Below are 13,039 nucleotides of genomic sequence, written 5' to 3'. Positions count from 1 at the left end.
GACATCAAAGCTGGCTTTAGGCCAGATCTGGCTGTTTCAACAGTAAAAGCAACGCCTGCTCCGCCAATTGTTCCAGGGTCAGAGTGCCCTCGGCGCGATACCAGGTGGTGGTCCAAGACAACGCGCCCGTCAGGAAACGTCGGGTGACGGCCACATCCCCTTGCACCAGACCACAGGCCTTGGCTTCCCCCAGCACGTGCAGCCACAACTGCTCGTAAGCGTTGCGCAAGACCCGGACCCTCGCCTGCCCGTCGGCCGACAGCGAGCGCCACTCATAGATCATGACGGCCAGCGCTTCGCCGGTGCCGCCCATGATCGACTGCAATTCGCAGCGGATCAGCGCCAATACGCGCTCACGCACATCCCGGGTTTGCGCCAATGCGACACGCATCACCTCGGTGTTGTAGACCATGGTCTGCTCCATCACCGCGCACAGGATTTCATCCTTGCTGCGAAAGTGATGAAAAATGCTCCCCGACTGAATCCCCACGGCCGCCGCCAGGTCCCGCACGGTGGTGCGCTCATACCCCTTGTGACGAAACAGGTGCGCGGCCACTTGCAGCAGCTTGCCCCGTGGGCTGTCCGGATCGGTCATCAGTCCGCCCGCGATCAGCCCGTGCATCACCGTCGACGTGTCGCGTTCATCCACCGCCATGCCCTTTCACTCGATCGCGAAAAAATCGCCTACAAAACCTACTGGTCGCGCGGCAATTTATGCCGAGCGCTTCAACCAAGCAAGCGCTTGGCCAGCATTTGGCCTTTCTGTCCGACGAAAAAAATCCTGGCCCGGATTAAACAATCGTCCGTCAGATGAGTCCCACGCAGTGATCACCCGTGATCGTCACGTTGGACGCAACGGCTCTAATATGGCTACGCTGCATCACGGTGCCACGGATTAGGAAACTGGAGCGAGCAATGCCCCATTGGTTGGTGATAGATCTGGAGGCCACCACCGAAGAGGGCGGATGGCCAGTGGCAGAGATGGAAATCATTGAGATCGGCGCCTGCGTGGTCAATTCGGACGGCCGCGAAATCGACCATTTCGAACGCTTCGTGCGCCCGGCGCGCAGGCCGCAATTGACCCCGTTTTGCCGCGAACTGACCCATATCCAACAAAGCCAGGTGGACACGGCGTCGCCCATGATGACGATCTGGCCGCAATTTGAACGCTGGATGAGCCATCACCGCACACGGCTGGTGGGCTGGGTCAGTTGGGGCGACTACGACCGCGAGCAATTGACGCTGCAATGGCAGGAGCATCAATTGACCAGCGAGCTGAGCGGACTGCCGCACATCAACCTCAAACAGCGGTTTGCGCAGGCCCGTCAACTGCAAAAACCCTGCGGCCTGAATACCGCGCTGCAACTGGCGGGCATGCACTTCAATGGCCAGCAACACCGGGCTCTGACCGACGCGCGCAACACGGCGAGGTTGATCCCGTTGGTCATTCCTTCCTGAACGATGACGCATTTATCAAAGCGGATGACGGCCTTTTGTACGTTCGGCATACTGTCCGCCCTTTTTCAGCCCTTTCGAGGAGATCAGCCATGTTCAAGGTCAACGAGTATTTCGACGGCACCGTCAAGTCCATCGCCTTCCAGCAAGCGGAGGGCGCAGCCACGATCGGCGTCATGGCGCCAGGCAAATACAACTTCGGCACCGCTGATCGCGAAATCATGCATGTGGTCTCGGGCTCGCTGAAAGTCCTGCTGCCAGGTGCCAACGATTGGGAAACCTTCAACGCAGGCGACCAATTCCGCGTGCCGGCGAACAGCAAGTTCGACCTGGAAGTGAGCGTCGAGACTGCTTACCTGTGCGAATACCGCAAGGACTGATCGGGAATCTGTAGGAGTGAGCTTGCTCGCGATAGCAAAGCGTCAGACGCAGAGAATGCGTCGGATGTACCGGCCTCTTCGCGAGCACGGTGACCGCCACCCCGGTCACGCCTACAATGAACCTGCGCTCAATCCATCTGCCTGCATCCCCGCATTGAACTGCAACGCCGCCAACCGCGCATACAGCGGGTTGCTGGCGATCAATTCCCGGTGCGTGCCCACGGCTACCAGCCTCCCCTGATCCATCACCGCAATTCGGTCAGCGTTCTGCACCGTGGCCAGACGGTGAGCGATGACCAAGGTGGTGCGACCTTTCATCAACGTGGGTAATGCTTGCTGGATCAGATGCTCGCTCTGGGCATCCAGCGCGCTGGTGGCCTCATCGAGCAACAGGATTGGCGCGTCGGCCAGCAACGCACGGGCAATGGCGAGACGTTGACGCTGCCCGCCCGACAACCCCATTCCGCCATCGCCCAGATGCGTCTGATACCCCTGCGGCAGCAGTTGAATGAATTCGTGGGCATGAGCGATTCGCGCCGCTGCTTCGACCTGTTCGTCGCTGGCCTCGGGATTGCCATAACGAATGTTGTCCTCGACGCTGCCAAAAAACAGCGCAGGGGTCTGCGAAACCCAGGCAAAACAGCGACGCAGGTCCAACGGATCGAGACGCTCACCCGGCACACCCTCTATCAACACACGTCCCTGCTGCGGGTCATAAAAACGCAGCAACAGGTCGAACAGCGTCGATTTACCCGCCCCCGACGGCCCCACCAACGCCAACGTCTCACCCGCTTCAATGGTCAGGCTCAAACCCTCGACCGCGTTACGCTCAGGCCGGGAGGGGTAGGCAAAGCTGACATTTTCCAAGGCCAAGTGACCGCTCACGCGGTCCGGCAAGGTCAGCAGATCGCTGCTCGGGGGCGTGATTTCGCTGCGGGCCTGCAACAGTTCAGTGATGCGCTCCGCTGCGCCGGCGGCCCGTTGCAACTCGCCGATCACTTCGCTGAGGGTGCCGAACGCGCTGCCAACGATCAGGCTGTAGAACACGAACGCCGCCAGCTCGCCCCCGGTGATTCGCCCGGCGATGACGTCCATGCCGCCGACCCACAGCATCACCGCCACGGCACCGAGCACCAGCACGATGACCAGAGTGATCAGCCACGAGCGCTGAAGAATCCGCTTACGCGCCGTCTCGAAAGCGCCTTCCGCTGTCTGGGAAAAACGCTGTCGGTCCTGTTCCTGATGGTTGTAGGCCTGAACCGTCTTGATCTGTCCCAGCGCTTCCGACACGTAACTGCCAACGTCCGCCACCCGGTCCTGGCTTTCCCTCGACAGGCTGCGCACCCGTCGCCCGAAAATCAGGATCGGCGCGACCACCAGCGGCAACGCCACGACCACGATGCTGGTCAGCTTGGGATTGGTGAAAAACAGCAGGATCACGCCACCAATCACCATCAGGGCATTGCGCAGGAACATCGACAGCGACGAGCCGATCACCGATTGCAGCAACGTCGTGTCAGCAGTGAGGCGTGACTGGATTTCCGAGCTTCGGTTGTTCTCATAAAAGCCGGGGTGCAGGCTGACCAGGTGATCGAACACTTGCTTGCGCAGATCGGCCACCACCCGCTCGCCAATCCACGACACCAGATAAAAGCGGGTAAACGTGCCGATGGCCAACGCCACCACCAGCACCATAAACAGCGCGATGCTTTCGTTGAGCAATTCCGGCGAGCGGGTCAGAAAACCCTTGTCGACCATCATTTTGATGCCCTGTCCCATGGACAACGTGATGGCGGCGGTGACGATCAGCGCCACCAAAGCGCCAAAGGCCTGCTTGCGATACGGCGCGATCATCCGCAGCGCCAGACGAAGGGCATGCCGCTGACGACCGGAAAACACAGAAGCCATGAAAGTCACCTGTAGGAAAATTCAGGGCAGAGCCTACACCTGCCCCTCTGTGTACGCTCGTCGTGTTTTGCTGAACTCAGTCGCTGTCTGCCAGTCAGGATAAGGGAGTCCACGCTGTTAAAGCGCCGCGTTATGACGCTAATCAGGGACGGTTAGAGTGGATCGGTCTAACGGTCGGCTGGCGATTGCCGCCGTCATCTGTTGCACTGAAAGGACGCTTGAAGCGTGCGCGCTTGAAGCGTTCAGGGATGTCATGGCGCGGTCATCGAGCGTGGATAACCTGAAGCGCACCACCTGATGAGGAGACAGGCCATGAGCTTGCAAAACAGCAGCAATCAAGAACCCGTGGTACGGCCCCAGCCCGAATCTCAACTGGGCGGCGCCGTTCTGGACGAGTACGGGAATCAGGTCCTGATTACTGAAGAAATGGTTCAGGCCGCGTGTCAGGAATGCGAAAAGTATTGGGTCAAACCTGAAAAACAAGACTGATGAACAGACGCCTTTGAAACCCGGCCCTCCCGCCGGGTTTTTTCTGCGTGCGGCTTGGCAGATTGCCCAACCCGAGCGTCGTATCTGCAGTCACGCCTATCACTCGCCGGCCGACACCGCACCCAGCGCCTGAATGATCTGCTGCAAGGCTGCGGACTGGCCGTTCAGGCTCACCCGCAAGCCTTCGATTTCCCGGCGCGGCGGATAGTGTTTGCGCAGGGCGTCGAAGGCCAGTCGCTGGCTGGATGAATCGCCCACCAGGCTGCGACGGAAATCCGCATCGTCGCGGCGCGGGTCGTAGACGCCCCGGCACAGCATGTTCAGCGCCCAGGTGGGGTCAGTGTTGGCGTCTAGGGTGACCTGCGCCAGCCAGGGTTTGGGCAGCAAGTCTTGCAGCTCGATAGTCGCTGGCTGGCCCAGGTGCGCGCACAGTGCCTGGTAAATCTGCGCCGTGCCGCGTTGACGCCCGTCGAGGCTGTAACCGGCAATGTGCGGAGTGCCGATGACGCACAGGTCCGCCAGCGCCACATCGACGAGCGGCTCTTCTTCCCAGACGTCCAGCACGGCTTGCAGGTCTTCCCGCTCAAGCAGCACTTCACGCAACGCGGCGTTGTCCACGATCGGGCCGCGGGCGGCATTGATCAGCCAGGCGCCCGGCTTGAGGGACTCCAGACGAGTGCGGTCAAACAGGTGCCAGGTTGGCAGCTCGCCACTTTTATTCAGAGGCGTGTGCAGGCTGATGACGTCGCAACGGGCGATGATCTCGTCGAGGCTGACATAATCGCCGCCTTCGGCTGCCTGTCGGGGAGGGTCGCAGACCAGCACATTCCAGCCCAGCCCACGCAAAACTTTGATCAGCCGACCACCGACCTGCCCCGCGCCCACCACGCCATAGGTGCGCTGGGCAATGTCAGCGCCTTCGATTTCAGCGAGGGTCAGCAGGCTGCCGAGCACGTAATCCACCACGCCCCGGGCGTTACAGCCTGGCGCGCTGGACCACTGAATGCCCGCTTCGTTGAAGTAATCGAGGTCGAGGTGATCGGTGCCGATGGTGCAGGTGCCGACGAAACGAACCGGCGTGCCTTCCAGCAGCTCTCGGGTGACTTTGGTGACTGAGCGCACCAGCAGAATGTCGGCATCGGCCACCGCTGCGCGGTCGAGGGTGCGTCCGGGGTAGCGGCGGATCTCGCCAAAACCAGAGAAGAAGGCGTCAAGCAGTGGAATGTTTTCGTCGGCAACGATGCGCATGGTGGGCTCCCTGAAGTGGCGGCAGTGTAGGCGCTGGTGTCCGAGGGGGCCAGCGCTGCGCTCACTTCAAGGGTGGACTTACGCGGATTTCTTGCGGATCCAGTACAAGTAAACGCCGTCAGCGGCCTGCTTTTCGACGAGTTCGTGGTCGAGGAAGACACAGAATTTCGGGATGTCGCGCTGGGTCGACGGGTCGGTCGCGATGACCTTGAGCAAACCACCCGCCGGCAGGTCGCGCACCTTCTGGTGCAACATCATCACAGGCTCAGGGCAATTGAGGCCGGACGCGTCGAGGACCGCGTCAACGGCAAGGCTTTCGATGGAATCAGACATGGGGCGCTCCGGAAACTGGCGAGCATTGTCGCTTAAATGGGCAAAGGCGCCAATCGTCGCGGGTGTTTCCTCCGGTTTTGAGGGCCCTGCCGCCGGCAAGCCGGACTGGTACGGAGGTTAGTGTCGCTCACACGAAGGCCTGTACGCGGCAACGCCCTGTGGGAGCGAATTCATTCGCGAAAGACCGTTCAGGCGTTAGAGATGCGTCGGATGTACCGGCTCTTCGCGAATGAATTCGCTCCCACAGTGAAGACCGTGCACGGCTTCAAGACTTGCGCGGACTCCCTGGCAGCACGGCTTGCCGGCGGTGCCGATCAAGGTCCGTCCGTCGGCAAGCCGGACTGGTACAGGGGCTCGGTGCATTACAGAGTGCCATCAACCTTCGCCACTATCTGCGGTCAACTACGCTGCTGCCTACAGTCTTTGTAGGATTCTGCGACATCTTGGCGGTTGGTGATGCACGACGCAGACCGTATGATCCTTGACATTTTTCCGCAGATTAGAAGCCTATGTCCCTGATAGTTCTACTGCTTCTGCCTTTCATCGGCAGCTGTCTGGCGGCGCTTTTGCCGCACAACGCTCGCAACAGTGAATCCATCCTGGCTGGCCTGATCGCCCTGATCGGTGCGGTGCAGGTCGCGTTGTGGTATCCGCAGATCGCTCACGGCGGTGTGATACGCGAAGAGTTTTTCTGGCTGCCAAGCCTCGGGCTCAACTTCGTCCTGCGTCTGGACGGATTCGCCTGGCTGTTCTCGATGCTGGTGCTGGGGATCGGCACCCTCGTCTCGCTTTACGCCCGCTATTACATGTCGCCGGACGACCCGGTGCCGCGCTTTTTCTCGTTTTTCCTCGCGTTCATGGGCGCCATGCTCGGGCTGGTGATGTCCGGCAACCTGATTCAGATCGTGTTTTTCTGGGAGCTGACCAGTGTTTTCTCGTTCCTGTTGATCGGCTATTGGCACCATCGCGCCGACGCCCGACGCGGCGCGTACATGGCGTTGATGGTCACCGGCGCGGGCGGGCTGGCGCTGCTGGTGGGGGTCATGCTGTTGGGCCACGTGGTCGGCAGTTACGACCTGGACCGGGTGCTCGCATCGGGCGACGCCATCCGTGCTCACGCCCTCTACCCCGTTCTGCTGACCCTGATCCTCATCGGCGCCCTCAGCAAAAGCGCGCAATTCCCCTTCCATTTCTGGCTGCCCCACGCCATGGCCGCGCCGACGCCCGTGTCGGCGTACCTGCACTCGGCAACGATGGTGAAAGCCGGGGTGTTCCTGCTGGCGCGGCTTTGGCCTGCGTTGTCCGGCAGTGAACAATGGTTCTGGATCGTCAGCGGCGCGGGGGCCTGCACGCTGGTGATCGGCGCGTATTCGGCGATCTTCCAGACCGACCTCAAGGGCCTGCTGGCCTATTCCACCATCAGCCACCTGGGCCTGATCACCCTGCTGCTGGGCCTCAACAGCCCGCTGGCGGCGGTGGCGGCGGTCTTTCACATTCTCAACCACGCGACCTTCAAGGCCTCGCTGTTCATGGCCGCCGGGATCATCGACCACGAAAGCGGCACCCGTGACATTCGCAAACTCAGCGGCCTGATCAAACTCATGCCCTACACCGCGACCCTGGCCATGGTCGCCAGCGCCGCCATGGCCGGGGTGCCGCTGCTCAACGGTTTCCTCTCGAAAGAAATGTTCTTCGCCGAAACCGTGTTCATCACCTCCACCGCCTGGGTCGAAACCGCGCTGCCGGTGATCGCGACCATCGCCGGGACCTTCAGCGTCGCCTACTCCCTGCGCTTCACGGTGGACGTGTTCTTCGGCCCGAAAGCCACCGACCTGCCCCACACGCCCCATGAACCGCCGCGCTGGATGCGGGTGCCCGTGGAGCTGCTGGTGCTGGCCTGCCTGATCGTCGGCATTTTTCCCGCCTTGTCGGTCGGCCCCCTGCTGGCGGCCGCTGCGCAACCCGTGGTCGGCGGCACGTTGCCCGAATACAGCCTCGCCATCTGGCACGGCTGGAACGCCCCGATGATCATGAGCCTGATCGCCATGGCGGCGGGCATCATCCTGTATCTATTCCTGCGTCCGCACTTCAAACGTGACCGTTTCAAAAAGACCCCGCTGATCGGGCGCCTGAACGGCAAGCGCCTGTTCGAAGCGGTGCTGATCACCAAACTGCGCATCGCCCGAGCGCTGGAAGAGGTGCTCACCACCCGTCGCCTACAAGCCCAGCTGTTCTTGATGGTGTTCGTGGCATTGGTGGCGGGCTTCGTGCCGATGTACGACAGCGGCCTGACCTGGGGCGACCGGCCTAAAATTCCGGGGTCCGGGGTGTTCGTCATGCTCTGGTTGATCGCCATCGCCTGCGCCCTCGGGGCTGCGTGGCAAGCCAAGTACCACCGGCTCGCGGCCGTGACCATGGTCGGTGTCTGCGGTTTGATGACGTGTGTGACCTTCGTCTGGTTCTCGGCACCCGACCTGGCCCTGACCCAATTGGCCGTGGAAGTGGTCACCACGGTACTGATCCTGCTCGGCCTGCGCTGGCTGCCGCGCCGTAACGAAAACGTCGCCCCGCCCACGCGCTCACGCAGTCGCGCGCGGGTTCGCCGGGTGCGCGACTTTATCCTCGCCGTGGCGGTGGGCGGCGGCATGGCGTTGCTGTCCTACGCGATGCTGACCCGCCCCACGCCGAACGCGATCTCCGAGTTCTACTTGAGCCGGGCACTGAGCCAGGGCGGCGGCACCAACGCCGTCAACGTGATGCTGGTGGATTTCCGTGGCTTCGACACCTTTGGCGAAATCACCGTTCTTGCGGTGGTTGCATTGACGGTCTTTGCGCTGCTGCGCCGCTTCCGTCCGCCAAAAGAGAGCATCGCCCTGCCCGCGCAGCAACGCCTGTTGGCGCGCGACGTGGTCACGGATCTGGTCAACCCGCGTCACGCCAAGGACACCGCGCTGGGCTTCATGATGGTGCCCGCCGTGCTGGTGCGCCTGCTGTTGCCGGTGGCGTTCGTGGTCTCGATGTACTTGTTCATGCGCGGCCACAACCAGCCCGGTGGCGGGTTCGTCGCCGGGCTGGTGATGTCGGTGGCCTTCATTCTCCAGTACATGGTGGCGGGCACGCAGTGGGTCGAAGCGCACATGAGCCTGCGCCCGCTGCGCTGGATGGGCACAGGATTGATCTTCGCCCTGGCCACCGGGCTGGGGTCGATGGCCCTGGGTTACCCGTTCATGACCACCCACACCGCGCATTTGCACGTGCCGCTCCTCGGTGACCTGCATGTGGCGAGTGCGCTGTTCTTCGACATCGGCGTGTACGCCGTGGTGGTGGGTTCGACCCTGCTGATCCTCACCGCGCTGGCCCACCAATCGGTGCGCAGCCATCGCCCGACGTCGCTGCCGCAGCCCATTGAACCGGTGCCCGTAACCCCTGCGCCAGCCACCTCCCAAGGAGCCATGTGATGGAAGAAGTCATCGCGATTGCCATCGGCGTGCTCGCCGCGTCGGGCGTGTGGCTGATCCTGCGCCCACGGACCTTTCAGGTGGTCATGGGCCTGTGCCTGCTGTCCTACGGCGTCAACCTGTTCATCTTCAGCATGGGCAGCCTGTTCATCGGCAAGGAACCGATCATCAAGGACGGTGTGCCTCAAGACTTGCTCAACTACACCGACCCGCTGCCTCAGGCGCTGGTGCTCACCGCCATCGTCATCAGCTTCGCCATGACCGCGCTGTTTCTGGTGGTGTTGCTTGCCTCTCGCGGCCTGACCGGCAACGACCACGTCGACGGTCGGGAGGGCAGCGAATGAGCGTGATGAACCAACTGATCATCGCGCCGATCCTGCTGCCGGTGCTGACCGCCGCGTTGATGTTGTGGATCGGCGAGAAGCGTCGCCCGATCAAGGCCGCGATCAATGTGCTGTCCACGGCGCTGGGGCTGGGCATCTCGATCACGCTGATGATGTGGGTACAGAAGACCGGGACCACCGGTTCGATTGGCGTGTATTTGCCGGGCAACTGGGAGTCCCCCTTCGGCATCGTGCTGGTGGTCGATCACTTGTCGGCGCTGATGCTGGTGCTGACCGGCATCGTCGCCTTCTGTGCGCTGCTGTTCGCGTTGGCCCGTTGGGACCGCGCGGGAGCGAGTTTTCATGCGCTGTTTCAGATTCAACTGATGGGCCTCTATGGCGCGTTCCTCACGGCCGATCTGTTCAACCTGTTCGTGTTTTTCGAGGTGCTGCTGGCCGCGTCGTATGGCCTGATGCTCCACGGGTCGGGACGTGCGCGGGTGTCGGCGGGGCTGCATTACATCACCATCAACCTGCTGGCCTCGTCGCTGTTTCTGATCGGCGCGGCGCTGATTTACGGCGTGACCGGCACCCTCAACCTGGCCGACTTGGCCGTCAAAATCCCACAAGTCTCCGAGGCCGATCTGGGACTGTTACACGCCGGGGCCGCGATTCTGGCGGTCGCTTTTCTGGCCAAGGCCGGCATGTGGCCGCTGAACTTCTGGCTGGTCCCGGCCTACTCTGCTGCCAGCGCCCCAGTGGCTGCGCTGTTCGCGCTGATGACCAAGGTCGGCGCCTACACCTTGTTGCGTTTGTGGACGCTGCTGTTCTCGGGCCAGGCCGGTGCGTCGGCGTTCTTTGGTGGTGACTGGCTGATCTGGGGCGGCATGGCGACCCTGGCCGTGGCGGCGGTTTCCATCGTCGCGGCCCAGCGCCTGGAGCGCATGGCCAGCCTCAGCATTCTGGTGTCAGCCGGGATTCTGCTGTCGGCCATCGGCTTCGGGCAACCGAGCCTGACGGCGGGTGCGCTGTTTTATCTGGTCAGCTCGACCCTGGCGCTGAGCGCGCTGTTCCTGCTCGCCGAACTGGTGGAGCGTTCGCGTTCGGCCAATGAGATCCCGCTGGAAGACGACGCCGATCAGCTGCCCAAAGCCATGGAATCGCTGCACCCGCTGCCGGGCACCAACCTTGATGACGAACAGAAGGCCGTGGTCGGTCAGGTGATTCCCTGGACCATGGCGTTTCTGGGCCTGAGTTTCATCGCCTGCGCCTTGTTGATCATCGGCATGCCGCCGCTGTCGGGGTTCCTCGGCAAACTGACGCTGATCAGCGCCCTGCTCAACCCGCTGGGGCTGGATGTCGCAAAAGACGAAGCCATTCGCGGCGCCAGTTGGGCGTTGGTTTCGCTGCTGATTGTCTCGGGGCTGGCTTCGCTGTTCGCGTTCGTGCGCGTGGGCATGAAGCGGTTCTGGACCGCGCAGGACCGCCCTTCTCCCGCGCTGCGCCGCAATGAATGCATGCCCATCGCGCTGCTGCTCGGCGCCTGCATCGTCCTGACGTTCAAGGCCCAGGCGCTGCTGCATTACACCCAGGACACCGCGCAGGCGCTGCATGATCCGCAGCAGTACGTGCTGTCGGTGATGGCCGCCAGACCGGTGCCCTCCCCGAGCACCGCCAGCGCGGAGGTGCAGCCATGAGCCGCGTGTTTCCTGCCCCGCTGTTGTCGCTTGCATTGTGGGCGCTGTGGTTGCTGCTCAACCTGTCGCTGAGCGCGGGCAATCTGTTGCTCGGCGCGTTGTTGGGGTTCTTTGCGCCGATCCTGTTCGCGCCGTTGCGCCCGCAGCCTGCGCGGATTCGACGACCGGGCGTGGCGCTGAAGCTGTTCTTTCTGGTGGGACGTGACGTGCTGGTGTCGAATCTGGTGGTCGCCTGGGGCGTATTGCGCGCTCGCCACAATCCGCCGCGTTCGGCGTTCGTCAAAGTGCCGCTCGACCTGCACGACGCCCACGGGCTGGCCGCGCTGTCGATGATCTGCACTGTGGTGCCGGGAACGGTCTGGTCAGAATTGGCGCTTGATCGCAGCGCGTTGCTGATGCACGTCTTTGACCTGGACGACGAGACGCGCTTCATCGAGCATTTCAAGACCACCTACGAACGCCCGTTGATGGAGATTTTTCAATGAGCCCGCTGCTGACCAATGCGATCTTGTTCAGCCTGTCGCTGTTCACGGTGGCGATGATCCTCACCCTCATCCGCCTGTTCAAAGGCCCTTCGGCGCAGGACCGGGTATTGGCGCTGGATTACCTTTACCTGCTGGCGATGCTGATGATGTTGGTGCTGGGGATTCGGTATGCCAGCGACACCTATTTCGAGGCCGCACTGCTGATTGCGCTGTTCGGTTTTGTCGGGTCGTTCGCGCTGGCAAAATTCCTCCTGCGCGGTGAGGTGATCGAATGAATTCGTTGCAGGTGTTGCCGTTTTGGGTCGAGGTGCTGACGGCGCTGTTGCTGGTTGCCAGCAGCGTGTTTGCATTGATCGGCGCCTTGGGGTTGTTGCGGATGAAAGACTTCTTCCAGCGCATGCACCCCCCGGCGCTGGCCTCGACGATCGGGGCGTGGTGCGTGGCGTTGGCGTCGATCGTCTATTTCTCGGCGTTGAAAGAAGGCCCTGTGCTACACGCCTGGCTGATCCCGATCCTGCTGGCGATCACCGTGCCCGTGACAACGCTGCTGTTGGCGCGCACCGGGCTGTTCCGCAAACGCATGGCCGGAGACGCCGACGTGCCTCCCGAAGTGTCCGAAGGGCAACACGAAGGGCGCTAACCGGTCCTTGTAGGAGCGAATTCATTCGCGAAAGAGGGTCCAGCCGATAGGGATGTGTGGGATGTACCGGCTCTTCGCGAATGAATTCGCTCCCACAGTAGAGACCCCGTACGGCGCGGACCCTGTGGGAGACGCCAGAGGTTACCACGGCAGCGAAGTGGGCCTGCGCTCATCGCGCCAATTTGCCGCACCCCGTTCATCGCCTCACTTCTGTTAAATTTCTCGCCATGAAACTGGCCCGCTCTGACCGACACCTGATCGCATGGATGCTTTACTGCTGCGTCCTGTTCAACGTGTTCGCCTGCAGCATCGGTCATGGCCAGATGGTCGGCATGCAACTCAACGGTATCGGCGGTGAATTCTGCTCCACCGATGGCCGGGCGCTGAAAACCGTCGAGGCATTCAAACCGGGTGATCAAAAGCTCCCGACGCTGTCTGCGGCGTTCGGTTGCCCCTTATGTTCCACCGGAGGCATGGGCCCGGCGCTGAACTCCAGCTTGACCCTCAACCTCCTCCCCGAGCAACACAGCCCACAACCTGCGGTTGTCGCGTCCTGTGAAATCCCCTCCGCTTTCCATTGGCCCACCGCCAATCCCCGCGCGCCGCCCTTCGCCTGATCTGAT

At 62.2% G+C, this 13,039-nt stretch carries 14 protein-coding genes; 10 read left to right on the top strand and 4 right to left on the bottom strand.

The genetic code is table 11. The annotated features are described in order from the left end of the window. Nucleotides 1–16: 16 nt before the first annotated feature. Entirely contained in the window at nt 17–655 is a 639-nt protein-coding gene (locus GVN17_RS24945; RefSeq protein WP_218576399.1) for a TetR/AcrR family transcriptional regulator, read from the bottom strand. Between the two features lie 260 nt (nt 656–915). Here GVN17_RS24945 and GVN17_RS24940 point away from each other — a divergent pair, with 260 nt between their 5' ends. Next, complete coding sequence (locus GVN17_RS24940; protein ID WP_166597946.1) at nt 916–1,458, top strand: exonuclease domain-containing protein; 543 nt, start codon at nt 916–918, stop codon at nt 1,456–1,458. 89 nt (nt 1,459–1,547) lie between these two features. Beyond that, nucleotides 1,548–1,835, top strand: coding sequence for a pyrimidine/purine nucleoside phosphorylase (locus GVN17_RS24935; RefSeq protein ID WP_166597945.1), 288 nt, complete (start codon nt 1,548–1,550; stop codon nt 1,833–1,835). A gap of 111 nt (nt 1,836–1,946) precedes the next feature. On the opposite strand, the gene GVN17_RS24930 is transcribed toward GVN17_RS24935, so the two are convergent. Then, a complete protein-coding gene (locus GVN17_RS24930) occupies nt 1,947–3,743 on the bottom strand; it encodes an ABC transporter transmembrane domain-containing protein (RefSeq protein ID WP_166597944.1) in 1,797 nt (598 codons plus the stop codon). A gap of 312 nt (nt 3,744–4,055) precedes the next feature. Between GVN17_RS24930 and GVN17_RS24925 the strand changes: the two genes are divergently transcribed. Continuing rightward, nucleotides 4,056–4,232: a PA1571 family protein gene (locus GVN17_RS24925; RefSeq protein ID WP_166597943.1), complete on the top strand. Its 177-nt coding sequence runs from the start codon at nt 4,056–4,058 to the stop codon at nt 4,230–4,232. A gap of 99 nt (nt 4,233–4,331) precedes the next feature. On the opposite strand, the gene pdxB is transcribed toward GVN17_RS24925, so the two are convergent. After that, nucleotides 4,332–5,480, bottom strand: a complete 1,149-nt coding sequence (gene pdxB / locus GVN17_RS24920; protein WP_166597942.1) for a 4-phosphoerythronate dehydrogenase PdxB — start codon at nt 5,478–5,480, stop codon at nt 4,332–4,334. 78 nt (nt 5,481–5,558) lie between these two features. Beyond that, on the bottom strand, nt 5,559–5,813 hold the full coding sequence (gene tusA / locus GVN17_RS24915) for a sulfurtransferase TusA (protein ID WP_166597941.1): 255 nt from the start codon (nt 5,811–5,813) through the stop codon (nt 5,559–5,561). Nucleotides 5,814–6,322: 509 nt separating this feature from the next. Here tusA and GVN17_RS24910 point away from each other — a divergent pair. The 7 genes from GVN17_RS24910 to GVN17_RS24880 all read left to right on the top strand — a co-directional run bounded on the left by GVN17_RS24910 (nt 6,323) and on the right by GVN17_RS24880 (nt 13,033). Then, entirely contained in the window at nt 6,323–9,271 is a 2,949-nt protein-coding gene (locus tag GVN17_RS24910; protein WP_166597940.1) for a monovalent cation/H+ antiporter subunit A, read from the top strand. Continuing rightward, nucleotides 9,271–9,615, top strand: coding sequence for a Na+/H+ antiporter subunit C (locus GVN17_RS24905; protein WP_108237088.1), 345 nt, complete (start codon nt 9,271–9,273; stop codon nt 9,613–9,615). Before GVN17_RS24910 ends, GVN17_RS24905 begins: the two co-directional genes overlap by 1 nt. Continuing rightward, the gene (locus GVN17_RS24900) at nt 9,612–11,291 is read left to right on the top strand and encodes a monovalent cation/H+ antiporter subunit D (protein WP_166597939.1); all 1,680 of its coding nucleotides are present in this window, start codon (nt 9,612–9,614) and stop codon (nt 11,289–11,291) included. The genes GVN17_RS24905 and GVN17_RS24900 overlap by 4 nt, the downstream gene beginning before the upstream one ends. After that, a complete protein-coding gene (locus GVN17_RS24895) occupies nt 11,288–11,776 on the top strand; it encodes a Na+/H+ antiporter subunit E (protein ID WP_166597938.1) in 489 nt (162 codons plus the stop codon). The genes GVN17_RS24900 and GVN17_RS24895 overlap by 4 nt, the downstream gene beginning before the upstream one ends. Continuing rightward, nucleotides 11,773–12,051: a K+/H+ antiporter subunit F gene (locus GVN17_RS24890; RefSeq protein ID WP_166597937.1), complete on the top strand. Its 279-nt coding sequence runs from the start codon at nt 11,773–11,775 to the stop codon at nt 12,049–12,051. Before GVN17_RS24895 ends, GVN17_RS24890 begins: the two co-directional genes overlap by 4 nt. Continuing rightward, complete coding sequence (locus GVN17_RS24885; RefSeq protein WP_166597936.1) at nt 12,048–12,416, top strand: Na+/H+ antiporter subunit G; 369 nt, start codon at nt 12,048–12,050, stop codon at nt 12,414–12,416. The genes GVN17_RS24890 and GVN17_RS24885 overlap by 4 nt, the downstream gene beginning before the upstream one ends. Nucleotides 12,417–12,643: 227 nt before the next feature. Further along, nucleotides 12,644–13,033, top strand: coding sequence for a DUF2946 domain-containing protein (locus GVN17_RS24880; protein ID WP_166597935.1), 390 nt, complete (start codon nt 12,644–12,646; stop codon nt 13,031–13,033). The last annotated feature ends 6 nt before the right edge of the window (nt 13,034–13,039 follow it).

It is taken from the genome of Pseudomonas sp. SLFW, from assembly GCF_009905615.1.
Classification (GTDB): Bacteria; Pseudomonadota; Gammaproteobacteria; order Pseudomonadales; family Pseudomonadaceae; genus Aquipseudomonas; species Aquipseudomonas bambusae.
The sequence above is the reverse complement of the archived record's forward strand: the minus strand, read 5'-3'. Positions and strand labels throughout refer to the sequence as shown.